The following is a 22,400-nucleotide window of genomic DNA, read 5'->3' as shown; positions in this document are numbered from 1 at the left end:
GCGCGCGAGATCCTGGTCGAGATGGGCCGGCGCGGCATGGTCGGCGGCCAGGAGGACATGATCGAGGACACGGCGCTGAACCTGGCGCACGCACGACAGGCATAGCGCGGCGTCCCCCAAAAGGCCATGCACGACACCTCTCCGTCCGCGTCCAGCCCCTTGTCTGCGTGGCGCACGCATGGCCTGCTGTTCCTGCTCGCCTTCCTGTACGCCGACAACTTCATCGGCCGCCAGATCGTTGCGGTGATGATCGAGCCGATCCGGCTCGAGTTCGGCGCCAGCGACACCTCGATGGGCCTGATCTCCGGCCTCGCCTTCGCCGCCGTGTTCGCCGTGCTGGGCCTGCCGGCGGGGCGCCTCGCCGACCGTATGCCGCGCACCCGCCTGCTCGCCCTGTCCAGCCTGTGCTGGGGCATCGCCACCATCCTGTGCGCGCTGTCGGGCAACTTCGTGCTGCTGGTGGTCGCCAGGATGCTGGTGGCGGCGGTCGAGGCCCCCGGCGCACCGGCGTCCCTGTCGCTGATCGCAGACCTGTACCCGCCACAGCGCCGTGCCTTCGCCATCAGCTGCTTCACCGCCGCACCCACCTTCGCCGCCATCCTGGCCTTGAGCCTCGGCGCCTGGCTGGTCGACCAGTACGGCTGGCGCACGAGCTTCGTCATCGTCGGCACGCCGGCCTTGCTGATCTCCGCCCTGCTCGCCTTCACCACGCGCGAACCCGCACGCGGGACCTGGGACGGTGGCGCCCGGGTCGAGCTTTCGAGCGGCCTGCTGGCCACAGTCGGCCAGCTGTGGGCCCACAGGCCGGTGCGCTACCTGATCCTCGCCAGTGCGGTCGCGACCCTCGGCGGCAACGCCTTCGGCATGTGGAACGCGACCTTCCTGGTGCGCTCGCACGGCTTGGAGCTGCGCCACGCCGGCCTGCTGACCGGACTGATCGGTGGCACGGCCGCCGGACTCGGGGTGCTGTTCAGTGGCTGGTTGACGGATCACCTCGGCAAGCGCAATCCGCACTGGCGCTTCCGCATCCCGCTTGTCGGCCACCTCGTGGGCCTCGTCACGCTCGCCGCCTACCTGAGCTGGCCAAGCGATGTGCTGACCTGGATCGCGGGCGTGCCGGTACCCACGGCGATGCTGTGGTGCGGCCTCAATGGCTTCTTCATGGTGTGGTGGCTGGGACCGTCCTTCAGCATGCTGACGACCCTGGTCGCGCCAGCCAATCGTGCCGTGGCCATGGCCTTGCAGACCATGCTCAGCACCCTGTGCGGCGTCGGCCTCGGCCCGGTGCTCACCGGCGCCCTCAGCGATCTGCTGCAAACGGCCTTCGGCATCGAATCGCTGCGTTATGCGCTGTTCTTCAGTTGTGCCGCCACCAGCATGGCGATCGTGCTGTTCCTGATCATGCGCGCATCGCTGTTGCGCAAGCAGTCCGCCCCCTGTGCGGCTGCGGTCCAGTCGGCCAGGTGACGCGCGTTCGACCCCCGGGATGGCCGGCGCTCAGCCATAGCGCCGGGCCGCCTCGACCGCGAGTCCGGCGCCGATGCTGCCATACAGGTCGCCCTCGACCCTGCGCGCGTTGGGGACCTCTGCCGCGATCCGGCTGCGAAGTTGCGGCACACCGCTGGCGCCGCCGGTGAAGTACAGCGTATCGATCTGATCGCGCTGCAGGCCCGAGTCGGCCAGCAAGGTGGCCACGCAGGCGCCGACGCGCTCGACCAGCGCTTCGGTTGCGGCCACAAAGGCGTCGCCGGTGAGCGTGTGGGCGAGACCAGGCTCGAGACGCTCGAGCGCCAGCTGCGTGCTCGACGCCGCGGACAGGTCGATCTTCGCCTGTTCAACCTGCAGCGCCAGCCAGTGTCCCTCGCGCTGCCCGACCAGCCGGCACAGGCGATCGAGCTCGCGCCGGGCCAGGGCGTCGCGATAGATGTGCTGCAGGTCCGCCCACGCCTGGCGGCTGTAGGCGAAGTTGATGGTGTGCCAGGTGGCGAGCTGGAAGAAGACGCTGGACGGCACCTCTGCGCCGTTGCGCATCTTGCTGCGGTAACCCAGCAAGGGCATGACCGCCTCCAGGCTCAGGGCGCGATCGAAATCGGTCCCGCCGATATGGATACCGGCATTGCCCAGCAGGTCATCCTGACGGTCGTCGCGGCGCGCGCGCTCGGGCGACAGGCGGATGATGGAAAAGTCGGCCGTGCCGCCGCCGATGTCCGCCACCAGGACCAGTTCCTCGTTCGTCAGCGAACGCTCGTAATGCAGTGCGGCTCCGATGGGTTCGAACTGGAAGCTGATCTCCTGGAAGCCGACCTGGCGCGCGATCGCCTCCAGGGTATCCTGCGCCCTGCGGTCGGCGTCCGCATCCTCGTCGACGAAGCGCACCGGCCGTCCGAACACCGCATGCTCGAAGCGCCGGCCGGCCCCCTGCTCCGCACGCTGCTTGAGCTCACCGATGAAGCTCGCGAGCAGGTCGCGAAAGCCCAGCGCACGCCCGTGGACCTCGGTGTAGCCATCGATCAGGCTGCTGCCGAGCAGGCTCTTGAGCGAGCGCATCAGGCGGCCTTCGAAACCGTCGAGGTATTCCGCCAGCGCGGCACGACCATAGCTGGTCGTGTCCTCGTCGGCGTTGAAGAACATCGCCGAGGGCAGCGTGGGCTTGTCCTGCTCGAGATCGAGCAGCACGCGCTCGCCGGGTCGCAGCCAGCCGACGGTGGAGTTGGAGGTGCCGAAGTCGATACCGCAGGCGCGGGAGGGTTGATGCATTGCAGGGGCCACTGATGCTCGCCGGCCGGGCATGCTACCCGAGCGGCTTCCACATTCAAAGCCGGAGGCGACGCGGCCGCGCGATGGGCCCTGAGCGTGCGCCCTGACACGCGCCTGCAGCAGCTTGGGAGCATAATGTCAGCTAATTGGCAATGGCTGGGAGAGGCCCCGTGGACATGACCGAGCTTGATCGCATCCTCGCGCATCACGAGCGCCAGCCAGGTCGATTGCTGCAGATCCTGATTGCCGTACAGGCGCAGTCCGGCTGGCTGTCTCCGACGGTGTTGACTCGCGTCGCCAGTGCGCTGGCGCTGCCAAGGGCCCGGGTCGAGAGCACGGCGGGTTTCTACAGCTTCCTGCACCTGCAACCGGCCGGTGAATACCGCATCCTGTTCTCCGACAACATCACCGATCGCATGCTCGGCAACCAGGCCTTGATGCAGGCGCTGTGCGAGAAGCTCTGGCTCGAGCCCGGCAAGGTGGCGGCCGACAAGCTGGTGAGTGTCGCCACCACCTCATGCACCGGCATGTGCGACCAGGGTCCGGCGGTGCTGGCCAACGGCCGCACGATCACGCGCATGACGGCCGAGCGGGTCGACGAGATGGCCCACCTGATCCGTCGCCGTGTCCCCATCGGAGACTGGCCGCCCGAGTGGTTCCACGTCGAGGACAACATCCGTCGGCGCGACATCCTCCTCGACCATGATCTGCAGCCGGGCGAAGCGCTGGCCGCGGCGCTCGACCGCGGCGCCGCCGGCCTGCTCACCGAGATCGAACGCTCCGGCCTGCGCGGGCGCGGCGGTGCCGGCTTTGGCAGCGACATCAAATGGCGCTCGTGCCGCGATGCCTGGGGCGACGCGCACTACGTCATCTGCAACGCTGACGAGGGCGAACCCGGCACCTTCAAGGACCGCGTGCTGCTCAACAGCTACTTCGACATCGTGGTCGACGGCATGTGCATCGCCGGCATGGCGATCGGTGCCAGCAAGGGCTTCATCTACCTGCGCGGCGAGTACCGCTACCTGCTCGATCGGCTGGAGACACGGCTTGCGCAGCGCCGCGAGCAGGGTCTGCTCGGGCGCAACATCCTTGGCCGCGGCTTCAGCTTCGACATCGAGATCCATCTAGGCGCCGGGGCCTACATCTGCGGCGAGGAGTCGGCGCTCATCGAGTCGCTCGAGGGCAAGCCGGGCAAGCCGCGGATCCGGCCGCCCTTCCCCGTCACCAACGGCTACATGGGCCAGCCCACCACGGTGAACAACGTCGAGACGCTCGCGCTCGCCGCCCTGATAGCGGTGAAGGGCGGCGACTGGTTCCACGCCATCGGCACACCCGCCTCGACCGGCACGAAGTTGCTCTCGGTGTCGGGCGACGTGGCCCAGCCAGGCATCTACGAGTTCCCGTTCGGCGTCACCGTGGCCGAGGTGCTGGCGGCAGCCGGTGCGGGTGACATCCAGGCAGTGACCAGTGCAGGGGCGGCCGGTCACTGCCTGGATGCGACGGAGTTCGCGCGCCGGATCGCCTTCGAGGACGTCGCCACGGGCGGCTCGATCATGGTCTTCGACCGCAGTCGCGACATGTTCGAGGTCGCGCGCAACTTCACCCACTTCTTCGCGCACGAGAGCTGCGGTTTCTGCACGCCCTGCCGTGTCGGCACGGCGGTGAATGCGCGCCTGATCGACAAGCTCGCCCTCAATCGCGGCTCGCCCTACGATCTAGACGAGATGACGAAGATGCACGACCTGATGCAGGGCGCGAGCCACTGCGGGCTGGGCAACACGGCAACGATCGCCCTCAACGACATGCTCGCCAAGTTCCGCCCCGCCTTCGAGCGCCGGCTGCATTCGCCCGACTACGAGCCCGCCTTCGATCTCAACGCCGCGCTGTCGATTGCGCGCCAGATGACCGGCCGCGACGACCCCGGGGCGCAGCTCGGCGACAACCTGAGCGCCATCGGTGAACATCGCGCCGCGGCCGGCGCGCCCTCTCCTGCCAAGGACGTGCAGCCATGAACAGCACCTTCATGCTCGACGGCGAGGAAGTCCCCTTCACGCCCGGACAAACCGTCATGCAGGCCGCCGCTGCGGCCGGAAAGTACATCCCCCACCTTTGCTGGCACCCGGACTTCGCCGCGCATGGCTCGTGCAAGCTGTGCACGGTGAAGATCGGCGGGCGCTTCGCCACCGCCTGCACGGTGCGCGCCGCGGCCGGTCAGGAGGTCGACAACCACACCCCGGAGCTCACGCACAAGCGCCGCACCCTGCTGCAGCTGCTGTTCGTCGAGGGTAATCACTTCTGCCCGTCGTGCGAGAAGAGCGGCGACTGCGCGCTGCAGGCCACGGCCTACGAGATGGGGATGTTGACGCCGCACTTCGACCACTTCTTTCCCGATCGTCCGGTGGACGCCTCACACCCCGACGTACTGCTCGAATTCAACCGCTGCATCATGTGCGAGCTGTGCGTGCGGGCGAGCCGCGAGGTCGATGGCAAGGACGTGTTCGCCCTGTCCGGGCGCGGCACGGGGTCTCACCTGATCGTCAACAGCGAATCGGGCCGCCTCGCCGACACCGACTTTGCCGCTACCGACCGTGCGGCCGCTGTCTGCCCGGTGGGCGTGATCCTCAAGAAGCGCGTTGGCTTCGCCATCCCGATCGGCAAGCGCACCTACGACATCGCCCCCATCAGCGCCCAGCCGGCGGGTGACCCGGACACAGGCAACAAGCTCGAGGAGACCCCCTGATGGCCCGCAAACTCAAGGTCGCGACCGTCTCCCTGGCGGGCTGCTTCGGTTGCCACATGTCCTTCCTCGACATCGACGAGCGCCTGCTGCCGCTGCTCGAGCTGATCGAGTTCGACCGCTCGCCGATCACCGACATCAAGCACTGCGGCCCCTGCGACATCGGCCTGATCGAAGGCGGCGTCTGCAACGCCGAGAACGTCCATGTGCTGCGCGAGTTCCGCGCCAACTGCAAGGTGCTGATCGCACTGGGCGCCTGCGCGGTCAATGGCGGCCTGCCCGCGCAGCGCAATCAGCTCGATGTAGGCGAGATCCTGCAGATGGTGTATCGCACCGGCCATGGCCTGGCGCCCGGCAGCGCGATCCCCGACGATCCCGAGTTGCCCCTGCCGCTCAACCAGGTCCATCCGGTGCACGAGGTGGTGAGGATCGACTACTTCCTGCCCGGCTGCCCGCCGTCTGGCGACGCGATCTGGGCCTTCCTGAACGAGCTCATCGCCGGGAAGGACCCGACACTCGGCCACGGCCTGCTGCAATACGACTGATCGACACGAGGCACAGGCTGCACCGTGCCGAGCAAGGACACATGCAATGAGCTTCGAACTCGAAACCGCCACCGTCGCCAGCGACCGCCTGCGCCGTGTGGCCATCGACCCCGTGTCGCGCGTGGAAGGCCACGGCAAGGTCACGATCCTGCTCGACGAGAACAACAAGGTGCACCAGGTGCGCCTGCACATCGTCGAATTCCGCGGCTTCGAGCGCTTCATCCAGGGCCGGCCGTACTGGGAAGTGCCGGTGATGGTGCAACGCCTGTGCGGCATCTGCCCGGTGTCGCACCACCTGGCGGCGAGCAAGGCGCTCGACCTCGTCGTCGGCGCCAGCCGGGTGACGCCCACCGCCGACAAGATGCGCCGCCTGATGCACTACGGCCAGATCCTGCAATCGCACGCCCTGCATTTCTTCCACCTTTCTTCGCCCGACCTGCTGTTCGGCTTCGACTCTGAGGTCGGCCGGCGCAACATCGTCGGCGTGGCGGAGAAATACCCCGACATCGCCAAAAAGGGCATCCTGCTGCGCAAGTACGGCCAGGAGATCATCCGCCTCACCGCCGGCAAGCGCGTGCATGGCACCGGCGCGGTGCCGGGTGGCGTCAATCGTTCGCTGACCATCGACGAGCGCAAGGCGCTGCTGAAAGACGCCTACCAGATGATCGCGTGGAGCCGCGAGGCCGTGCGCATCATCAAGGAACTGCATCAACAGAACCCGGCGCTGTACGACCACTTTGGCACCTTCCGCTCGAGCTTCATGGGCATGGTCGCCCCCGACGGCAGCCTGGACCTCTACCACGGCGTGCTGCGCGCCAAGGACGCCGACGGCAGGATCCTGTTCGATCAGGTCGATTACCAGACCTACGACCGCCTCATCACCGAGGAGGTCAAGCCCTGGAGCTACATGAAGTTCCCCTACTTCACGGCCATGGGCCCCGAGCACGGCTGGTACAAGGTCGGCCCGCTCGCCCGCGTGCAGAACTGCGACAGCATCCCGACCCCCTTTGCCGAGCACGAGCGCCGCGAATTCGTCGCCTACGCCGGCGGCAAGCCGCTGCACGCCACGCTCGCCTACCACTGGGCACGCATGATCGAGATGCTGTTCGCCGCCGAGACCATCAAGGAGCTGCTGCAGGACGACGACCTCTCCGGCACCGAGCTGATGACGAGCGGCGAGCGCCGGCGCGAGGGCGTGGGCGTCATCGAGGCACCGCGCGGCACCCTCTTCCACCACTACCAGGTGGGCGATGACGACCTCGTCACCATGGCCAACCTGATCGTCTCCACCACCAACAACAACCAGGCGATGAACACCGCGGTGCGCGAGGTAGCGAAGCAGTACCTCGACGGCCAGGAGATCACCGAGGGCCTGCTCAACCATATCGAGGTGGCGATTCGCGCCTACGACCCCTGCCTGTCCTGCGCCACCCATGCGCTCGGCAAGATGCCGCTGGAGGTCACGCTGGTCGACGCCGAAGGCACCGAGTTGGACCGGAAATACAAGGCATGACCGCGCCGGTGCTCGTGTTCGGTTGGGGCAACCCGAGCCGCGGTGACGATGCGCTGGGGCCGCTGTTCGTCGACGCCGTGGAAGCGATGAGGCTGCCCGGCGTCGAATGCCTCACCGACTTCCAGCTGCAGGTCGAGCATGCGCTGGACTTGCGCGGGCGCGAGCGGGTGCTGTTCGTGGATGCCTCGGCGGATGCAGCGGCGCCCTTTACCATCGAGCGCCTCGAACCCGCCCGCGATGCCAGCTTCAGCACGCATGCGGTGTCGCCGCAGGCCGTGCTGCAGGTGTACTTTGACCTGGAGGCCGAGCCGCCTCCGCCGTGCTGGCTGCTGGCGATTCGCGGCGACGCTTGGGAACTCGGTACCCCCCCAAGCGCAAATGCCCGAGACAACCTGCAGGCTGCGATCGAACACGTGAGCGGGTGGCTGATGGGCAGCGGCGAAGGCGGATCCCGGCCAGGAGCTGGACGCATCGCCGCCAGCGACGATCGTCCAGCCGCATAGCTACGCCAGTTCGCGCAACTGCTCCAGCGCCTCTTCAACCCGCTCCACCGCAATCACCCGCAAGCCCTCGATCGCCTGCTTGGGCGCATTCGCGCGCGGCACGATGGCAGTGTCGAAGCCGAGCTTGGCGGCCTCCTTCAGCCGTTCCTGCCCGCGCGGCGCGGGGCGGATCTCGCCGGCGAGGCCGACCTCGCCGAACACCGCCAGCCCGCGCTTCAGAGGCCGGTCGCGCAGCGAGGACACGATCGCGAACAGGATTGCGAGGTCGGCCGCCGGCTCGGTGATCTTGACGCCACCGACCGCATTGACGAACACGTCCTGGTCGAAGCACACCACGCCGGCGTGGCGGTGCATGACCGCGAGCAGCATCGCCAGGCGGTTCTGCTCCAGCCCGACCGACAGCCGGCGCGGGTTGGGGCTTTGCGAGGAATCGACCAGGGCCTGGACCTCGACCAGCAGCGGGCGGGTGCCTTCCTGGGTGATCAACACGCAACTGCCGGCGACCTGCTGCGAGTGCTGCGACAGGAAGATCGCCGAGGGGTTGGAGACGCCGCGCAGACCGCGCTCGGTCATGGCGAACACGCCCAGTTCATTGACCGCACCGAAGCGGTTCTTGAACGCGCGAATCAGGCGGAAGCTGGAGTGGGTGTCGCCCTCGAAGTACAGCACGGTGTCGACGATGTGCTCGAGCACGCGCGGGCCGGCGAGCGTGCCGTCCTTGGTGACGTGGCCGACCAGGATCAGGCTGGTGCCGCTCTGCTTGGCGAAGCGGGTGAGCTGGGCCGCGCACTCGCGCACCTGGGCGACCGAGCCGGGGGCGGACTGCAGGGTTTCGGAATAGACGGTCTGGATCGAGTCGATGACCGCCACCCGCGGGCGTGCCTCGCGCAGCGTGTGCAGGATGCGTTCGAGGTTGATCTCGGCCAGCATCTGCAGGGGCGACGGCGGCAGCTGCAGGCGCTGGGCGCGCAGTGCGACCTGCTCGCCGGACTCCTCGCCACTGACGTAGATCACCCCACTGGCACCGGCCGTGCCCGCCAGGTTCGACAAGGCCTGCAGCAGCAGGGTGGACTTGCCGATGCCGGGGTCGCCGCCGATTAGCACCACGCCACCGGCCACCAGTCCGCCGCCCAGCACGCGATCGAACTCGTCGAGCCCGGTCGGCTGACGCGGCTCCTCGCGCGGCTCGAGGGCGGACAGCGGTTGCAGGCGGGCGGTCTCGCCGGCCAAGGCGGCAAAGCGACTGCCCACCGCCGCGACGGCCGGCTCGAGCACGGTTTCGACGAGGGTGTTCCAGGCCTGGCACTGCGGACATTGCCCCTGCCAGCGCAGGGCCTGTGCCCCGCACTCGGTGCACACGAAGGCGGTCTTGCTGCGGGCCATCAGCCGCGGCGTGCCGTCAGCGCCGGAGCCTCAACGCGCACGCGTTCAGTCCTGCTCTTCAGCCGCCATGCGCACGAACTCCTCGCAGGCGTAATCGGCGAAGGCGGTGATGAGCCGGGAGCGGAACTTGTCGCGCGGCAGGATCACTTCCAGCGGCGTGTAGATGCGCGGTTCGAGCGGGACGGCCACCAGCCGGCCCTCCTCGACGTCGCGTCGGATGGCGCGCTGGGAGGCGATCGCAAAGCCGAGGCCGGCCGCCGCCAGCTGCTTGATCGTGGCCAGGCTGCCGAGCTCGGCGCACAGGGTGATCTCGCTGCCGGCGATGCCGGCGGCTTCGAAGAACTCGTCGGCGATCTGGCGGATGCCGTTGCCCGGATCGCGGTCGATGAAGGGATGGCCGATCAAGTCCTTCGCGGTCAGCGACGTGAACTTGGCGAGCGGGTGATCCGGACTGCAGATCACGAACAGCTCGTCGCGTGCCGCACTGCGGCGCTCGATCGTGTGCTGTTCGGTGGCGATCTCGATGAGGCCGATGTCGAGGTCGCGCGCGGCGACGCCGTCTTCGGTCAGTTTGGACGTGCCCACCACCACCCGCGGCAGCACGCGCGGGTAGCGGCGCTTGAAGCCCTCGAGGATCTGCGGCAGCCAGTAGGCGGCGATGGTCGTGCTGGTGCCGATCTTGATCTGGCCGGCAAGCTCGTCGGTGAGTTCTGACACCCTCGAATCGAGCTCGGCAGAGAGACCGAGGATCTTTTCGGCGTAGGCCAGCACCAGCTCGCCCGCGGGCGTGAGCGTGATCTTGCCGTGCCCGCGATCGAGCAGCCGCGTATCGAAGTGCTCCTCGAGCTGCTTGATCTGGAAGGTCACCGCGGGCTGCGTCATGTGGAGATGCTCGGCCGCCCGGGTGAAGGAGCCGTGCTTTGCTACTGCGTGGAAAACCTGAAGTCTGCGATCGGCCATGATGTGGATAAGTACGATTTATTTCCCGGAATTAAAGCACAAACAAGGGCATTCCGCGATGTCGGCATCACATTGTCCTCGAGTGCGCTGAAAGGTTGGCGGCACGGGCCTTTGCGGGATCTGCGCGGCGTCATCGCGGCACCCCTGGCTTCGTGATATAAACCGCGCTCCAGACCCGACATGCAAGCTCCCGGACGATGCCGCTCGGCTTCTACACGATCATGGCAGCGCAGTTCTTCTCTGCGCTTGCCGACAATGCCTTGCTGATCATCTCCATCGCCTTGTTGCGGGACATGGCGGCCCCGTCGGAATTCGAGCCCCTCCTCAAGCTGTTCTTCACCCTGTCGTACGTCGGCCTCGCGGCCTTCGTCGGCGCATTCGCCGACTCGATGCCCAAATGGCGGGTGATGCTGGTCAGCAACACGATCAAGATCGGTGGCTGTCTGATGCTGTTCCTCGGTGCCCACCCCCTGCTGGCCTACGCCGTGATCGGCCTCGGCGCCGCGGCTTATTCGCCCGCAAAGTACGGCATCCTCACCGAATACCTGCCGCACCGCCTGCTGGTCGTCGCCAACGGCTGGATCGAGGGCCTGACCGTGGGCGCCATCATCGTCGGCACGGTGATGGGCGGCGTCATGATCCGGGGCGACGTGTCCTCGGCGCTGATGGGGCTCGGCCTGCCCTTCGTGGACAACGCCTTCGAGGCGGCCGTGTTCGTGATCGGCTCGCTCTACCTCATCGCAGCCGGTTTCAACATGTTCATCCCCGACACCGGGGTTGACCACAAGCCGCTGAAGAACAACCCGCTCTACCTGATCCACGACTTCAATCACTGCCTGCGCCTGCTGTGGCGCGACAAGCTGGGGCAGATCTCGCTGGCGGTGACCACGCTGTTCTGGGGCGCCGGCGCAACCTTGCAGTTCATCGTGATCAAGTGGGCCGAGCACAACCTGGGCATGAACCTGTCGCAGGCCTCGATGCTGCAGGGGGTGGTGGCGCTCGGGGTGGCGGTCGGTTCGGTGCTGGCCGCGCGCTACATCTCGCTGCGCCAGGCGGTGCGGGTGATCCCGCTCGGCGTGGCGATGGGGGTCGGCGTGATGACCATGATCGGTGTCACCGAGGCCTGGGTGGCGATGTGCCTGATGGTGGTGGTAGGCGGCCTGGCCGGCTTCTTCGTGGTGCCGATGAACGCCCTGCTGCAGCACCGTGGCCATATCCTGATGGGTGCCGGCCACTCCATCGCGGTGCAGAACTTCAACGAGAACCTGTCGATCCTGGTGATGACGGGCGCCTATGCGCTGCTGATCATGCTGGGCCTGTCGATCAACGTCGTCATCGTGCTGTTCGGCGCCCTGGTGGCGGGGACCATGGTGATGGTCAAGCGCCGCCACGAGGCCAACCAGCGCGAGTTCGACAACGTCGCGCTGCTCGAAGACCGCCGCCACTGATCCGGACGAGGTCGGCGGGCGCCGCTCAGCGGCCGGCTGCGGCCCCGGCCAGGCAACGGCGCGCGAAGCACAGGTCTTCCCAGGCCTTGGCCTTGTCCTGCGGATTGCGCAGCAGGTAGGCCGGGTGGTAGGTCACGATGACCGGAATGCCATTGCGTTCGAAGCGCTTGCCGCGCGCAGCGGAGATGGCGACCTCGCGATCGAGCAGCGCCTGCGCCGCCGGCCGGCCGAGCGCGAGCAGCAGGCGCGGCTGCACCAGCGCAATCTGACGGTCGAGATAAGGCAGGCAGGCGGCCATCTCCCCGCGCTCGGGCGTGCGGTTGTGCGGTGGGCGACACTTGACGGCGTTGGCGATGTACACGTCCTCGCCCCGGCGCAGGCCGATGGCAGCCAGCATGTTGTCGAGGAGTCGCCCGGCCTGGCCCACGAAGGGCTCGCCGCGCTGGTCTTCCTCGGCGCCTGGGCCCTCGCCCACCAGCATCAGGCTCGCCTCGCGATCCCCCACGCCAGGCACCACCTGGCGGCGACGCTGGCACAGGCTGCAGGCCTGGCAGTCGCGCATGTCGGCTTCGAGCGCGTCCCAGTCCAGGCGGGCGATGCGGGCGGCACGGTCGCCGTCGACGGCCCCCGCGAGGGAAGACCCCGAAACAGATTCCGGCGCAGGCCCGTGGCGCGTGGGCGTCGCCTGGCGCGTGTGCGGCGGTGGACGATCTGCCGCCGTAGGCTGAGTGAGCGTCTCGTGCCTCGATGCAAGTGGCGCATCATCGAAATGGGTGGCGGCAGCCGGTCTCGCCACGGGGGTGACGGCCTCGGGCACGCGCGTCGCATCGACCTCGAGAATCGGCACTGGCCCGGGCGGCTGGCCTGCTGCGGCATCCGCCTCTGCCTCATCGTGCGCCTCGGCCCGCGCCCGCAGGCGCCACACCGGGCCCAGACCCATTTCGCGCAGGACCGCATCGCGTCGAAGACGCTGGCTGGGTCGCATCACAGGGTCCGTCTCATCACGATGGCGTCCTCGCGACCGACGCCGGCGGGGTAGTAGCCGCGGCGGCGCCCGATCTCGTCGAACCCCATGCCACGGTAGAGCGCCTGCGCCGCATCGTTGGAGACGCGCACCTCGAGGAAGAAGGAGGTCGCGCTCTCCTTCGCAGCGCGCTCGCACAGGTGCTGCAGCAGGCGCCGGCCGTAACCGCGACGCTGCTCGGACACGGCGACCCCGATGCCGAGCAGATGGGCCTCGTCCAGCACCCGCAGCACGACGGCGTACGCAACGGGCTCACCGGCGACGCGCATGATCCACCCCTCATTGCCGGCTCCAAGCGCGTCCATGAAGTTGCCGCGCGTCCATGGATGTGCCTGCAGCGCCGCCTCCTGGGCGCAAACCCAATCGAGGTCGTCCGTGCTCATCGGCGCGATGCTGGCACCGGACAGGGTGGTGTTTGGATCGGTCATCCGCGCGACCCCGGCACCCTCCATCAGGCCCGCCCCCCGCGCGCCAGGCGCTCGGCGGTGGTGAAGGCCACCTTGTCGCGTACGTAGAGGGGCGCGGCGAGTTCGGGTGCCGCCAATTGCCCACGCTCGACCACGGTCGCACCGAGACGTGCAACCTCCTCGGCACGTGGCACGAGATCGGGCGCACAGCCGATGAGGCGACCGCGCAGGCGCGCCGCGAGCTCGTCGGGCCAGACCGAGAAGGCCGATCCCGCGGCAAACCAGTCGCCCGGTGGAAGTTCGACATCGAGGGGCGCACTGCACGCGTGCGCGCCGACGAGCTGGGGCACACCGGTCGCGTCACGCGCAAACGCAGCATGATAGACCTCGCCCATCCGCGCATCCGTGGCGACGAAGACCCTATCGGCCGCGCACTGCAGCGCGATCGCCTGCAGGCTGCTCACCGCCGCCACGCCCAGCCCCGCCGCGAGTGCGATGCCCTGTGCCACGCCACAGGCGAGGCGCAGGCCGGTAAACGCCCCTGGCCCGGCCCCAAAGGCGATTGCATCGAGCTGCGGGACTGCAAGGCCGCCTTCGGCCAGGAGTTCGCGCAGGTCGCGCAGGACGGCTTCGGAGTGATTTGCGGCGCCGTGGATCTGCCGCACATGGACGACGCCGTCGCGCAGCAGCGCAACGCTGCCGTGCTCGCAGGCAGTTTCGATCGAGAGGACTTTCATGGTGCCGGTATTCTACCGGCTGCAAGACGATGCGGGCTGGAGCGGCGAGCACTGGCGCGCGCGCTCAGCGACGACCCTTGCCCCTTGGCGCCTCATCGCCGTAGGCGCCGCGCGCGGCATCGCTGACATGGCGACGCAGGCGGCTGCGTTCTTCATCGCTCATACGGCGGCGCTCGGACGCGCCGTCTCGGATCTCTGCCCCACCACCCAGGGTCCTGCGCCACTCTTTCCTACGCGTCTCGGCCGACACCTTGCCGGCGGCGGCCTCGGCCTGCTCCATCTCGACCTGCCGGCCTGCCTGCGCATGCGCCTGGATCGGCGCCGCCTGCAGGAGCACGCCGACACCGCAACTCACGGCAAGCACCATGGCGCCTCGCCAGCGGGCGATGGAAGATGACTGAAGGGGAGCGAAAGAGAACCTCATGGATCGGCGACCGAAGCTGGACGGTCGGGCGAGGACCCGACACACAGTGGAAAGCAGCCTCGACCATACGGCAAAGCGCCCACCGTGTGTAGCGCGAAAGATCACGCCGGCATCGCATTTGTAAGCCCATATTGCTTTGCACTGTGCTCCTTACGAAGCGTTACCCGGCGAGCCTTCGAGCGGGCGGCGAAGCCTCTGGCACGGCCTCGCGACTCAGGCTAGCATTCGTCGCATGAACCAGAAAACACGCTATCGCATCCTCGTCGTCGACGACGACGCACGCCTGCGCGAACTGCTGTCCCGCTACCTTCAGGAGCAGGGCTTTGCGGTCAAAGCAGTGGGAGACGCGCCGATGATGGACCGGGCGCTGCACCGCGAGCACTACGACCTTGTAGTGCTCGACCTGATGCTGCCCGGGGAGGACGGACTGGCGATCTGCCGCCGCCTGCGGGCGGCCGAAAACTTCATCCCGATCATCATGCTCACTGCCAAGGGCGACGACGTCGACCGCATCGTCGGCCTCGAGATGGGAGCCGACGACTATATCGCCAAGCCCTTCAACCCGCGCGAACTGGTCGCCCGCATCCAGGCGGTCATGCGCCGCCAGCCGCAGACCCTGCCGGGCGCGCCCACCGCCGAGGACGAGCTCGTGGTGTTCGGGCGGGTGAAGGTCAATCTGGGTACGCGCTCGCTCACCCGCGACAACGAGGAGATCCAGCTCACCACCGGGGAATTCTCCCTGCTCAAGGTGTTGCTGACGCATCCCCGCCAGCCGCTCTCACGCGACAAGCTGATGGAACTGGCGCGTGGCCGCGAATATGGCGTGTTCGATCGTGCGATCGACGTGCAGGTCTCCCGGCTGCGCAAGCTCGTCGAGGACGACCCGGCCAAGCCGCGCTACATCCAGACCGTGTGGGGCTTCGGCTACGTCTTCGTGCCCGACGACCAGAAGGCGGGCGCGGCGGACGAGACCGAGCCCGCCGAGGGCAACTGAGCCACGGATGACGCCAGAGCGGTTGCATGCGACCGATACCGGGGCGGCAAGCACGGGGACGAAGTCATGGTCCGCGCGAGTCCTGCCCCGTACCCTGCTGTGGCAGACCTTCCTGCTCGTTGCCCTGCTGCTGATCCTTGCGCTCGGCGCCTGGTCACAGATCTTCCGCTACTTCCAGGAGCCGGCGCGGGCACGCGACGTCGCGCAGATGGTGGTGTCGGTGGTCAACCTCACCCGCACGGCCCTGATCAATGCCGACATGGACAGGCGCATCGACCTGCTCATCGATCTGGCTGCGCTCGAAGGCATCCGCATCTATCCTTCCGAGGCCACGGACGAGATCGAGCCGCTCGCCGACACCCGTCCGCTGGCGCTGCTGATGAGCGATGTGCGCCGTCAGCTCGGCGATCACACGCGCTTCGCGACGCGCTGGAAATCACTGCACGGCTTCTGGGTCAGCTTCCGCCTCGATCCGGATGACGCCGATGACGAGTATTGGGTCATGTTGCCGCCCGAGCGCATCGAGAACCCTGACAGTTTTGGCTGGCTCGCCTGGGGGAGCGGCGCCCTGCTCGCTGCCCTGCTCGGCGCCTTCCTCATCGTGTCACGCATCAGCGCCCCGTTGCGCCAGCTTGCCCGCGCCGCACGCCAGGTGGGCAGTGGTGAGACGCCACCGCCGCAGGAGGAGTCCGGCCCGCAGGAGATCGCCATCGTCGCCCGCGCCTTCAACCAGATGACCAGCAATCTCGCGCGCATGGACGCCGATCGTGCGCTGATCCTCGCCGGCGTGTCGCACGACCTGCGCACCCCCCTCGCCCGCCTGCGTCTCGGCATCGAGATGTCCGGCGCGCCCAGCAGCGAGGTAGCCGCGATGGTTACCGATATCGAAGAGATGGACCGCATCATCGGCCAGTTCCTCGACTTCGGTCGCGGCGATCCGCAGGAGGCGAGCGGGCCGATCGACCTGGCCGCGCTGGTGCGCGAGGTCGCCGAGCCCTACCGCCTGCGGGGCGTGAACATGCAGATCGAGCTCCCCGACAGCCTCGTCGTGCCGGCGCGGGCGCTGCCGATCCGGCGGGCGCTCACCAACCTCATCGACAACGCCCTGCGCTATGCAGGTGACGAGGCGCCACTCGACATTTGCGCCACCGTGGAGGGTGCCGAGGCGCACATCGAAGTGGCCGATCGCGGACCGGGCATCCCGGAAGCCGAGATCGAACGCATGCGCCAGCCCTTCACGCGGCTCGAGAAGGCCCGCTCGAACACCAAGGGGGCAGGACTGGGGCTCGCCATCGTCGAGCGCGTCATGCGCGCCCACCACGGCCGACTCGAGTTGCTGCCGCGCGAAGGCGGCGGCCTCAGGGCCATCCTCTGCCTGCCCGGTGCAGGAAGCCGCGCTCGCGATAGAATGCTCCGACTCGAATCCGGCACCACGCGTGAAACATGAAATTTCTCTTCGACCTGCTCCCCGTCATCCTCTTCTTCGCCGCCTACAAGGTCGGCGGCGCTCATCCGGAGGCAGCGCACGCGCTCGCTGCAGGTTGGCTGGGTGACGGCATCGCGCCCACGCAGGCGCCGATCCTGATCGCCACCTTCGTCGCGATCATCGCCACCATGCTGCAGATCGCGATCGTCTGGCTGCGCCATCGCAAGGTCGACACGATGCTGTGGGTCAGCCTGGCCATCATCGTGGTGTTCGGCGGCGCCACGCTGTTCTTCCACAATCCGACTTTCATCAAGTGGAAGCCGACCGCGCTCTACTGGTTGTTCGGCGCCGTGCTGCTGGGTTCGGCCGTGCTGCTCAAGCGCAACCTGATCCGCAAGATGCTGGAGGCACAGATCCAGTTGCCCGACCCGGTCTGGGGGCGGCTCAACCTGGCCTGGGCCGGTTTCTTCATCGGCATGGGGCTGCTCAACCTTTACGTGGCCTACAGCTTCAGCGAAGAGACCTGGGTCAATTTCAAGATGTTCGGCGGTCTTGGCCTGATGCTTGCCTTCGTGCTCGGCCAGGGCTTCTATCTGTCACGCCACATGGAAGAGGAAACCAACTGATGTTCTACGCATTGATCGGTGAGGATGCCCCCGGCACCCTCGAAACCCGGCTTGCGGTCAGGCCCCAGCACGTCGCCCGCCTCGAGGCGCTGCGCGACGAAGGGCGGCTGCTGCTCGCCGGACCGATGCCGGCCATCGATTCGCCCGATCCCGGACCCGCCGGCTTCGTCGGCAGCCTCATCGTGGCCGAATTCGACTCGCTCGAGAGCGCCGAAGCCTGGGCACGCGAAGACCCTTACGCGCTGGCTGGCGTGTTCGCCCGCGTCAGCGTGCGCCCGTTCCGGAAGACCCTGCCGTGAGCGCGGAAACGGTCGCCCGCATCCGCGAAATCCTGTCGCAGCAGATCCCCGTCATCGCGCTCGAGATCGAGGACGACAGTGCCCTCCATGCCGGCCATGCCGGCGCCCGCGACGGCGGCGGGCATTACCGCGTGTACATCGTCTCCGCGGCCTTCGAGGGCTGCAGCAGAGTGCAGCGACAGCGTATGATCTACACCGCGCTTGGCGACATGATGATAAGGGAGATTCATGCCCTCGCCATTCGCGCGCTTACGGCCACCGAGGCCACTACACATGCAAACTGAAGGAATCTCCATGAAACACTTCCCGAGCCGTCTTGCCGTCACCTTGCTGGCCGGCTTTCTCGCCCTTCCCGTGGTCGCGGCTGATTCCGTCGCCAAGGTCAACGGGGTTGCCATTCCCGCTGCGCGGGCGCAGGCCATGCTCGCCGAGCAACGTGCGCAAGGTGTGCCGGACAGCGAGCAGCTGCAGAATGCGGTGCGTGAAGAGCTCGTCCGCCGCGAGGTGCTGAGCCAGGAAGCGGGCAAGAAGGGACTCGACAAGAAGGCCGATGTCCAGGCGCAGATGGACATGGCGCGCCAGGCCATCCTGATCCGCGCCTACCTGCAGGAGTTCGTGCGGGCCAACCCGGTGACCGACGCTGAACTGCAAAAGGAATACGACGCCATCAAGGGTCGCATGGGCGACAAGGAATACAAGCCCCGCCACGTGCTGGTCGAGACCGAGACCGAAGCCAAGGCCATCATTGCCCGCCTGCAGAACGGCGCGCCCTTCGAGGAGGTCGCCAAGGAGTCGCGGGATCCCGGCTCGAAGGATCGCGGCGGCGAGCTCGGCTGGAGCAACCCCGGCATGTACGTGAAGCCGTTCTCCGACGCCATGGTGGCGCTCGAGAAGGGCAAGTACACCAGTACGCCGGTCAAGAGCGACTTCGGCTACCACGTCATCCAGCTCGACGACGTGCGCCCGGTGCAGGCGCCCCCGTTCGACGAAGTGAAGCCGCAGCTGCAGCAGCGCCTGCAGCAGCAGAAGGTCGAGCGCCACGTCATGGAGCTGCGCGAGAAGGCCAAGGTCGAGTAATCGTTCAGCCTCGACGCCCTGCCCCGCCGCATTGGCGGCGAGGCAGGCGCCAGCAGAAAGGCCCGACACGGCGCAAGCCGGTCGGGCCTTCTCATTGGTCTCGCAAGATGGTCTCGCAAGAGGTGTCGCGCATGAGCCGGCCCGACGGGCCGGTTCATGCGCAAGGCGCGATCAGAAGTGCTCTTCTGCCAGCTCCAACGCACCTGCGGCGCCATTGACCACCGTGTAGGCGAGGCCAGGCGCCTGTGCCAGCACGTGGTCGGCGTAGAAACGGGCAGTGACGATCTTGGTCTGGTAGAAGCTCGCCTCGCCCTCGCCCGCCTCCAGCTTGCGCTTGGAAACCAGCGCGGCGCGCGCCATCTGCCAGCCACCGGCAACGACCCCGAGCAGCTTCAGGAAGGGCACGGAACCCACCGAGGCCGCCTTGATGTTCCCGCTGTAGGTGGCCAGGATGTAGGCGACCGCCTCCTCGACTGCCGCAATACCGGCGCCCAGCGACTTGCGGATCGCGACGAAAGCCTCCCCCTCGACGCCGCCGAGTTCGGCCTCGACCGCACGCATCTGCCGCACGACGCCCGCGATGGTGACGCCGTTCTCGCGGGCGATCTTGCGCCCGATCAGGTCGTTGGCCTGGATCGCGGTGGTGCCTTCGTAAATGGTCGTGATGCGGGCATCGCGGAAGTGCTGCGCAGCGCCGGTCTCCTCGATGAAGCCCATGCCGCCATGCACCTGGACGCCGTCGGAGGTGACCTCGATCGAGTTCTCCGTGCACCAGCCCTTGACGACCGGAATCATCAGATCGACGAAGGCCTGATTCTGCGCCCGCACGCCTTCGTCGCCGTGGTGGTGGGCCATGTCGATGGCGGCACCGACCACATAGGCCAGCGCACGCATCGCTTCGGTCTTGCTCTTCATCGTCATCAGCAGGCGACGCACGTCGGCGTGATGCAGGATGTTGACCTTCGGGCCGCCGCGCACGCCGGCATCGGTACCCTGGATGCGATCCTTGGCGTACTGCAGCGCATGCTGGTAGGCACGCTCGGACAGCGCCAGGCCTTCCATGCCGACCGCGAAGCGGGCCTCGTTCATCATGATGAACATGTACTCGAGGCCGCGGTTCGGCTCACCCACCAGGGTGCCGATCGCGCCGCCCTTGTCGCCGAAGGCGAGCACGGCGGTCGGGCTGGCGTGGATGCCGAGCTTGTGCTCGATCGACACGCAGTGCACGTCGTTGCGCGCCCCCAGGCTGCCGTCGGCATTGACCAGGAACTTGGGCACGACGAACAGCGAGATGCCCTTCACCCCTTCAGGTGCGTCCGGCAGGCGGGCGAGCACGAGGTGGATGATGTTGTCGGTGAGGTCATGCTCGCCGTAGGTGATGAAGATCTTCTGGCCGAAGATCTTGTAGGTGCCATCGCCCTGCGGCTCGGCCTTGGTGCGCACCGCAGCGAGATCGGAGCCGGCCTGCGGCTCGGTCAGGTTCATGGTGCCGGTCCATTCGCCCGAGATCATCTTCGGCAGGTAGGTGTCCTTCTGCGCGTCCGTGCCGCGCAGCATCAGTGCCTCGATGGCGCCCGTGGTGAGCATTGGGCACAGCGAGAAGGCCATGTTGGCCGACTTCCACATCTCCATCACGCCGGTCGACAGCAGCTTGGGCAGGCCCTGGCCGCCATAATTGGGGTCGCAGGCGATCGCGGACCAGCCGGACTCGCTGAACTGCTTGTAGGCCTCCTTCCAGCCCGGGGCGGTGTTGACGACGCCGTCGTTCCACTTCGCGCCTTCCTGATCGCCCGTCCAGTTCAGCGGAGCGAGCACGCCGCTGGCAAACTTGTCGGCCTCCTCAAGGATGGCATCGACCAGGTCCGCCGACACTTCCTCGTTGCCCGGAAGCTGCGTCACCGCGTCGAGATCGGCGAGTTCGCGCATGACGAACTGCATGTCACGAAGGGGGGCGTTGTAGTTGCTCATGTATGTAGTCACTCCATGGACGTGTTTAGCGAACTTGCGTATGTCTCTTACTTGTCAATCAGGTAGCGGCGATCATCGAACGCAGCAACCCATTCCGGCCGGTACACCACCATCAGCGTGATGATCGCTCCACTGATCCAGGCCTCGGAGAAGCCGAGCAGCAGGAAAAAGGGCAGGTACTCGCTCAGCAGGAAAGCGCCTGAATAGGCGCCCGCAAGCATCATCGCCAGCGAACTCACCGCGCCCTGAAGCATCACGGTCAAGGCTGCCCCCGCAAAGCTTGTGACGAAAACGAAGATGAAGAAGTGCGCTGGCAGCCAGCGCTCGATTGCGCGCTGAATGCCATATGCGAGCGCAACGGGCACCGCCGCCATCAGCACGAAATTCAACGGCCACGCCATCCACTCGAGCGCACCGTTGAGGGTGATGCCGGTCAGCGCGAGCGCCAGCACAGCCAGGGCAAACCACGGCCCGAGCGCGAGCGTCGCCGCCATCGCGCCCAGCAGGTGCAACGTCAGGCCGGGCATCACGCCCGCCTTCAAACTCCACATCAGCGTCAGGCAGACAGCAAAACCAAGCAGCAGATTCAGTTGTCGGCCGTCGCGCAGGCGCCCCCAAGGCGCCCGACGCAACAAGCCGTAGAGGGTCAGCGCGGTCACGACCAGCATGAACCCGTGCCAGGTCGCCGAAAACAGCGATGCAGGTAGGTTCATGCCGGACGGCTCGGGGCAGCACTCAGACCGCGGACGTCAGCTCCGGCACCACCTGGAACAGATCGCCCACCAGGCCGTAGTCCGCAACCTGGAAGATCGGCGCCTCCGGATCCTTGTTGATCGCCACGATCACCTTGGAGTCCTTCATGCCCGCCAAGTGCTGGATCGCACCCGAGATGCCGATCGCGATGTAGAGCTGCGGGGCGACGATCTTGCCGGTCTGGCCGACCTGGTAGTCGTTGGGCACATAGCCCGCATCGACCGCGGCGCGGCTGGCGCCGAGCGCGGCGCCGAGCTTGTCGGCGAGCGGCTCGAGCAGCTGGTGGTAGGCGTCGCCGCTGCCCAGGCCGCGGCCGCCGGAGACGATGATCTTGGCCGCGCCGAGTTCGGGACGGGCGCTCTTGACGATCTCGCGACCGACCAGCGCGGTGGCACCCAGGTCGGCGCCTGCGGCGACCGCCTCGATGGCAGCCGCATTGCCCTCGCCCGCGGCGTCGAAGGCGGTGGTGCGCACGGTGATGACCTTGACCGCATCGGCGCTCTTCACGGTGGCGAGCGCATTGCCGGCGTAGATCGGGCGCACGAAGGTGTCGGGAGCCTCGATCGCGACGATGTCGCTGATCTGCGCGACGTCGAGCAGCGCGGCGACGCGCGGCAGCATGTTCTTGCCCGCCGGGGTGGCCGGAGCGAGCACGTGGCTGTATTCGCCCGCCAGGCCCTTCACCAGTTCGGCGACGTTCTCCGCGGTCTGCGCTTCGTAGTGCGCGGCGTCGCACACCCGGACCTTGGCCACACCGGCCACCTTGGCCGCGGCTTCGGCGACTGCGCCGCAGCCGGCACCGGCCACCAGCACGTGGAC

General features: G+C 67.5%; 25 protein-coding genes. 15 read left to right on the top strand and 10 right to left on the bottom strand.

The annotated features are described in order from the left end of the window. A partial coding sequence (locus ACMV5O_RS20060; RefSeq protein ID WP_416165113.1) for a hypothetical protein occupies nucleotides 1-105 on the top strand: 105 nt, incomplete at its 5' end. Nucleotides 106-126: 21 nt separating this feature from the next. Then, on the top strand, nucleotides 127-1,467 hold the full coding sequence (locus ACMV5O_RS20055; RefSeq protein ID WP_416165112.1) for a spinster family MFS transporter: 1,341 nt from the start codon (nucleotides 127-129) through the stop codon (nucleotides 1,465-1,467). Nucleotides 1,468-1,497: 30 nt separating this feature from the next. On the opposite strand, the gene ACMV5O_RS20050 is transcribed toward ACMV5O_RS20055, so the two are convergent. Then, a complete protein-coding gene (locus ACMV5O_RS20050) occupies nucleotides 1,498-2,757 on the bottom strand; it encodes an Hsp70 family protein (protein WP_416165111.1) in 1,260 nt (419 codons plus the stop codon). Nucleotides 2,758-2,933: 176 nt separating this feature from the next. On the opposite strand from ACMV5O_RS20050, the gene ACMV5O_RS20045 reads away from it, so the two are divergent. From ACMV5O_RS20045 to ACMV5O_RS20025, 5 genes are read left to right on the top strand one after another with little or no spacing between them, the layout of a single operon-like run. Further along, a complete protein-coding gene (locus ACMV5O_RS20045; RefSeq protein ID WP_416165110.1) occupies nucleotides 2,934-4,769 on the top strand; it encodes an NAD(P)H-dependent oxidoreductase subunit E in 1,836 nt (611 codons plus the stop codon). Next, nucleotides 4,766-5,497: a 2Fe-2S iron-sulfur cluster-binding protein gene (locus ACMV5O_RS20040; protein ID WP_416165109.1), complete on the top strand. Its 732-nt coding sequence runs from the start codon at nucleotides 4,766-4,768 to the stop codon at nucleotides 5,495-5,497. The genes ACMV5O_RS20045 and ACMV5O_RS20040 overlap by 4 nt, the downstream gene beginning before the upstream one ends. After that, a complete protein-coding gene (locus tag ACMV5O_RS20035; protein WP_416165108.1) occupies nucleotides 5,497-6,039 on the top strand; it encodes an NADP oxidoreductase in 543 nt (180 codons plus the stop codon). The genes ACMV5O_RS20040 and ACMV5O_RS20035 overlap by 1 nt, the downstream gene beginning before the upstream one ends. Before the next feature lie 46 nt (nucleotides 6,040-6,085). Continuing rightward, nucleotides 6,086-7,552: a Ni/Fe hydrogenase subunit alpha gene (locus ACMV5O_RS20030; RefSeq protein ID WP_416165107.1), complete on the top strand. Its 1,467-nt coding sequence runs from the start codon at nucleotides 6,086-6,088 to the stop codon at nucleotides 7,550-7,552. After that, nucleotides 7,549-8,055 (top strand): hydrogenase maturation protease, encoded by a 507-nt coding sequence (locus ACMV5O_RS20025; protein WP_416165106.1) that lies wholly within the window; start codon nucleotides 7,549-7,551, stop codon nucleotides 8,053-8,055. The genes ACMV5O_RS20030 and ACMV5O_RS20025 overlap by 4 nt, the downstream gene beginning before the upstream one ends. Here the strand turns inward: ACMV5O_RS20025 and radA are convergent, their stop codons facing one another. Together radA and ACMV5O_RS20015 are read right to left on the bottom strand one after the other, a co-directional pair. Further along, a complete protein-coding gene (gene radA / locus ACMV5O_RS20020; protein WP_416165105.1) occupies nucleotides 8,056-9,438 on the bottom strand; it encodes a DNA repair protein RadA in 1,383 nt (460 codons plus the stop codon). It abuts the gene before it with no gap. Nucleotides 9,439-9,483: 45 nt separating this feature from the next. Beyond that, the gene (locus ACMV5O_RS20015) at nucleotides 9,484-10,398 is read right to left on the bottom strand and encodes a LysR family transcriptional regulator (protein WP_416165104.1); all 915 of its coding nucleotides are present in this window, start codon (nucleotides 10,396-10,398) and stop codon (nucleotides 9,484-9,486) included. Here ACMV5O_RS20015 and ACMV5O_RS20010 point away from each other — a divergent pair. Both ACMV5O_RS20010 and lplT read left to right on the top strand, forming a co-directional pair. Then, a complete protein-coding gene (locus ACMV5O_RS20010; RefSeq protein ID WP_416165114.1) occupies nucleotides 10,369-10,554 on the top strand; it encodes a hypothetical protein in 186 nt (61 codons plus the stop codon). The two genes, ACMV5O_RS20015 and ACMV5O_RS20010, sit on opposite strands and share 30 nt — an antisense overlap. A 41-nt stretch (nucleotides 10,555-10,595) precedes the next feature. After that, nucleotides 10,596-11,846 carry a lysophospholipid transporter LplT gene (gene lplT / locus ACMV5O_RS20005; RefSeq protein ID WP_324543959.1) on the top strand — a complete coding sequence of 417 codons (1,251 nt, stop codon included), beginning with the start codon at nucleotides 10,596-10,598 and terminating at the stop codon, nucleotides 11,844-11,846. A 25-nt stretch (nucleotides 11,847-11,871) separates the two neighbouring features. Here the strand turns inward: lplT and ACMV5O_RS20000 are convergent, their stop codons facing one another. From ACMV5O_RS20000 to ACMV5O_RS19985, 4 genes are all read right to left on the bottom strand, one after another. After that, nucleotides 11,872-12,831: a uracil-DNA glycosylase gene (locus ACMV5O_RS20000; protein WP_416165103.1), complete on the bottom strand. Its 960-nt coding sequence runs from the start codon at nucleotides 12,829-12,831 to the stop codon at nucleotides 11,872-11,874. Continuing rightward, nucleotides 12,831-13,298, bottom strand: a complete 468-nt coding sequence (rimI, locus tag ACMV5O_RS19995) for a ribosomal protein S18-alanine N-acetyltransferase (RefSeq protein WP_416165102.1) — start codon at nucleotides 13,296-13,298, stop codon at nucleotides 12,831-12,833. The genes ACMV5O_RS20000 and rimI overlap by 1 nt, the downstream gene beginning before the upstream one ends. Nucleotides 13,299-13,321: 23 nt before the next feature. Further along, nucleotides 13,322-14,014, bottom strand: a complete 693-nt coding sequence (tsaB, locus tag ACMV5O_RS19990) for a tRNA (adenosine(37)-N6)-threonylcarbamoyltransferase complex dimerization subunit type 1 TsaB (RefSeq protein ID WP_416165101.1) — start codon at nucleotides 14,012-14,014, stop codon at nucleotides 13,322-13,324. 64 nt (nucleotides 14,015-14,078) lie between these two features. Beyond that, on the bottom strand, nucleotides 14,079-14,381 hold the full coding sequence (locus tag ACMV5O_RS19985) for a hypothetical protein (RefSeq protein ID WP_416165100.1): 303 nt from the start codon (nucleotides 14,379-14,381) through the stop codon (nucleotides 14,079-14,081). A gap of 289 nt (nucleotides 14,382-14,670) precedes the next feature. Here ACMV5O_RS19985 and ompR point away from each other — a divergent pair, with 289 nt between their 5' ends. From ompR to ACMV5O_RS19955, 6 genes are read left to right on the top strand one after another with little or no spacing between them, the layout of a single operon-like run. Further along, complete coding sequence (gene ompR / locus ACMV5O_RS19980; RefSeq protein WP_324544252.1) at nucleotides 14,671-15,432, top strand: two-component system response regulator OmpR; 762 nt, start codon at nucleotides 14,671-14,673, stop codon at nucleotides 15,430-15,432. A 7-nt stretch (nucleotides 15,433-15,439) separates the two neighbouring features. Beyond that, nucleotides 15,440-16,879 (top strand): ATP-binding protein, encoded by a 1,440-nt coding sequence (locus tag ACMV5O_RS19975; RefSeq protein WP_324544253.1) that lies wholly within the window; start codon nucleotides 15,440-15,442, stop codon nucleotides 16,877-16,879. After that, nucleotides 16,876-17,484 carry a septation protein A gene (locus ACMV5O_RS19970; RefSeq protein WP_416165099.1) on the top strand — a complete coding sequence of 203 codons (609 nt, stop codon included), beginning with the start codon at nucleotides 16,876-16,878 and terminating at the stop codon, nucleotides 17,482-17,484. Before ACMV5O_RS19975 ends, ACMV5O_RS19970 begins: the two co-directional genes overlap by 4 nt. After that, nucleotides 17,484-17,783 (top strand): YciI family protein, encoded by a 300-nt coding sequence (locus ACMV5O_RS19965; protein WP_416165098.1) that lies wholly within the window; start codon nucleotides 17,484-17,486, stop codon nucleotides 17,781-17,783. The genes ACMV5O_RS19970 and ACMV5O_RS19965 overlap by 1 nt, the downstream gene beginning before the upstream one ends. Next, complete coding sequence (locus tag ACMV5O_RS19960; RefSeq protein WP_416165097.1) at nucleotides 17,780-18,067, top strand: BolA family protein; 288 nt, start codon at nucleotides 17,780-17,782, stop codon at nucleotides 18,065-18,067. Before ACMV5O_RS19965 ends, ACMV5O_RS19960 begins: the two co-directional genes overlap by 4 nt. Nucleotides 18,068-18,077: 10 nt before the next feature. Then, nucleotides 18,078-18,860 carry a peptidylprolyl isomerase gene (locus tag ACMV5O_RS19955; protein ID WP_416165096.1) on the top strand — a complete coding sequence of 261 codons (783 nt, stop codon included), beginning with the start codon at nucleotides 18,078-18,080 and terminating at the stop codon, nucleotides 18,858-18,860. Nucleotides 18,861-19,031: 171 nt separating this feature from the next. On the opposite strand, the gene ACMV5O_RS19950 is transcribed toward ACMV5O_RS19955, so the two are convergent. The 3 genes from ACMV5O_RS19950 to ACMV5O_RS19940 form a co-directional block, all read right to left on the bottom strand. Continuing rightward, the gene (locus tag ACMV5O_RS19950; protein ID WP_416165095.1) at nucleotides 19,032-20,828 is read right to left on the bottom strand and encodes an acyl-CoA dehydrogenase; all 1,797 of its coding nucleotides are present in this window, start codon (nucleotides 20,826-20,828) and stop codon (nucleotides 19,032-19,034) included. Between the two features lie 47 nt (nucleotides 20,829-20,875). Further along, complete coding sequence (locus tag ACMV5O_RS19945; RefSeq protein WP_416165094.1) at nucleotides 20,876-21,541, bottom strand: energy-coupling factor ABC transporter permease; 666 nt, start codon at nucleotides 21,539-21,541, stop codon at nucleotides 20,876-20,878. Between the two features lie 22 nt (nucleotides 21,542-21,563). After that, on the bottom strand, nucleotides 21,564-22,400 hold an 837-nt coding region (locus ACMV5O_RS19940), incomplete at its 5' end, for an electron transfer flavoprotein subunit alpha/FixB family protein (RefSeq protein WP_416165093.1).

Source organism: Thauera sp. WH-1, from assembly GCF_047806685.1.
Classification (GTDB): Bacteria; Pseudomonadota; Gammaproteobacteria; order Burkholderiales; family Rhodocyclaceae; genus Thauera.
Note: the sequence above shows the minus strand (reverse complement) of the source record. Positions and strands in the feature narration are given on the sequence as shown.

Bases quoted from the DNA above. Each gene is read 5' to 3' on its own strand.
- ACMV5O_RS20055 (WP_416165112.1), top strand. From the start codon at position 127: ATGCACGACACCTCTCCGTCCGCGTCCAGCCCCTTGTCTGCGTGGCGC.
- ACMV5O_RS20050 (WP_416165111.1), bottom strand. From the start codon at position 2,757: ATGCATCAACCCTCCCGCGCCTGCGGTATCGACTTCGGCACCTCCAAC.
- ACMV5O_RS20045 (WP_416165110.1), top strand. From the start codon at position 2,934: ATGACCGAGCTTGATCGCATCCTCGCGCATCACGAGCGCCAGCCAGGT.
- ACMV5O_RS20040 (WP_416165109.1), top strand. From the start codon at position 4,766: ATGAACAGCACCTTCATGCTCGACGGCGAGGAAGTCCCCTTCACGCCC.
- ACMV5O_RS20035 (WP_416165108.1), top strand. From the start codon at position 5,497: ATGGCCCGCAAACTCAAGGTCGCGACCGTCTCCCTGGCGGGCTGCTTC.
- ACMV5O_RS20030 (WP_416165107.1), top strand. From the start codon at position 6,086: ATGAGCTTCGAACTCGAAACCGCCACCGTCGCCAGCGACCGCCTGCGC.
- ACMV5O_RS20025 (WP_416165106.1), top strand. From the start codon at position 7,549: ATGACCGCGCCGGTGCTCGTGTTCGGTTGGGGCAACCCGAGCCGCGGT.
- radA (WP_416165105.1), bottom strand. From the start codon at position 9,438: ATGGCCCGCAGCAAGACCGCCTTCGTGTGCACCGAGTGCGGGGCACAG.
- ACMV5O_RS20015 (WP_416165104.1), bottom strand. From the start codon at position 10,398: ATGGCCGATCGCAGACTTCAGGTTTTCCACGCAGTAGCAAAGCACGGC.
- lplT (WP_324543959.1), top strand. From the start codon at position 10,596: ATGCCGCTCGGCTTCTACACGATCATGGCAGCGCAGTTCTTCTCTGCG.
- ACMV5O_RS20000 (WP_416165103.1), bottom strand. From the start codon at position 12,831: ATGCGACCCAGCCAGCGTCTTCGACGCGATGCGGTCCTGCGCGAAATG.
- rimI (WP_416165102.1), bottom strand. From the start codon at position 13,298: ATGACCGATCCAAACACCACCCTGTCCGGTGCCAGCATCGCGCCGATG.
- tsaB (WP_416165101.1), bottom strand. From the start codon at position 14,014: ATGAAAGTCCTCTCGATCGAAACTGCCTGCGAGCACGGCAGCGTTGCG.
- ACMV5O_RS19985 (WP_416165100.1), bottom strand. From the start codon at position 14,381: ATGGTGCTTGCCGTGAGTTGCGGTGTCGGCGTGCTCCTGCAGGCGGCG.
- ompR (WP_324544252.1), top strand. From the start codon at position 14,671: ATGAACCAGAAAACACGCTATCGCATCCTCGTCGTCGACGACGACGCA.
- ACMV5O_RS19975 (WP_324544253.1), top strand. From the start codon at position 15,440: ATGACGCCAGAGCGGTTGCATGCGACCGATACCGGGGCGGCAAGCACG.
- ACMV5O_RS19970 (WP_416165099.1), top strand. From the start codon at position 16,876: ATGAAATTTCTCTTCGACCTGCTCCCCGTCATCCTCTTCTTCGCCGCC.
- ACMV5O_RS19965 (WP_416165098.1), top strand. From the start codon at position 17,484: ATGTTCTACGCATTGATCGGTGAGGATGCCCCCGGCACCCTCGAAACC.
- ACMV5O_RS19955 (WP_416165096.1), top strand. From the start codon at position 18,078: ATGAAACACTTCCCGAGCCGTCTTGCCGTCACCTTGCTGGCCGGCTTT.
- ACMV5O_RS19950 (WP_416165095.1), bottom strand. From the start codon at position 20,828: ATGAGCAACTACAACGCCCCCCTTCGTGACATGCAGTTCGTCATGCGC.
- ACMV5O_RS19945 (WP_416165094.1), bottom strand. From the start codon at position 21,541: ATGAACCTACCTGCATCGCTGTTTTCGGCGACCTGGCACGGGTTCATG.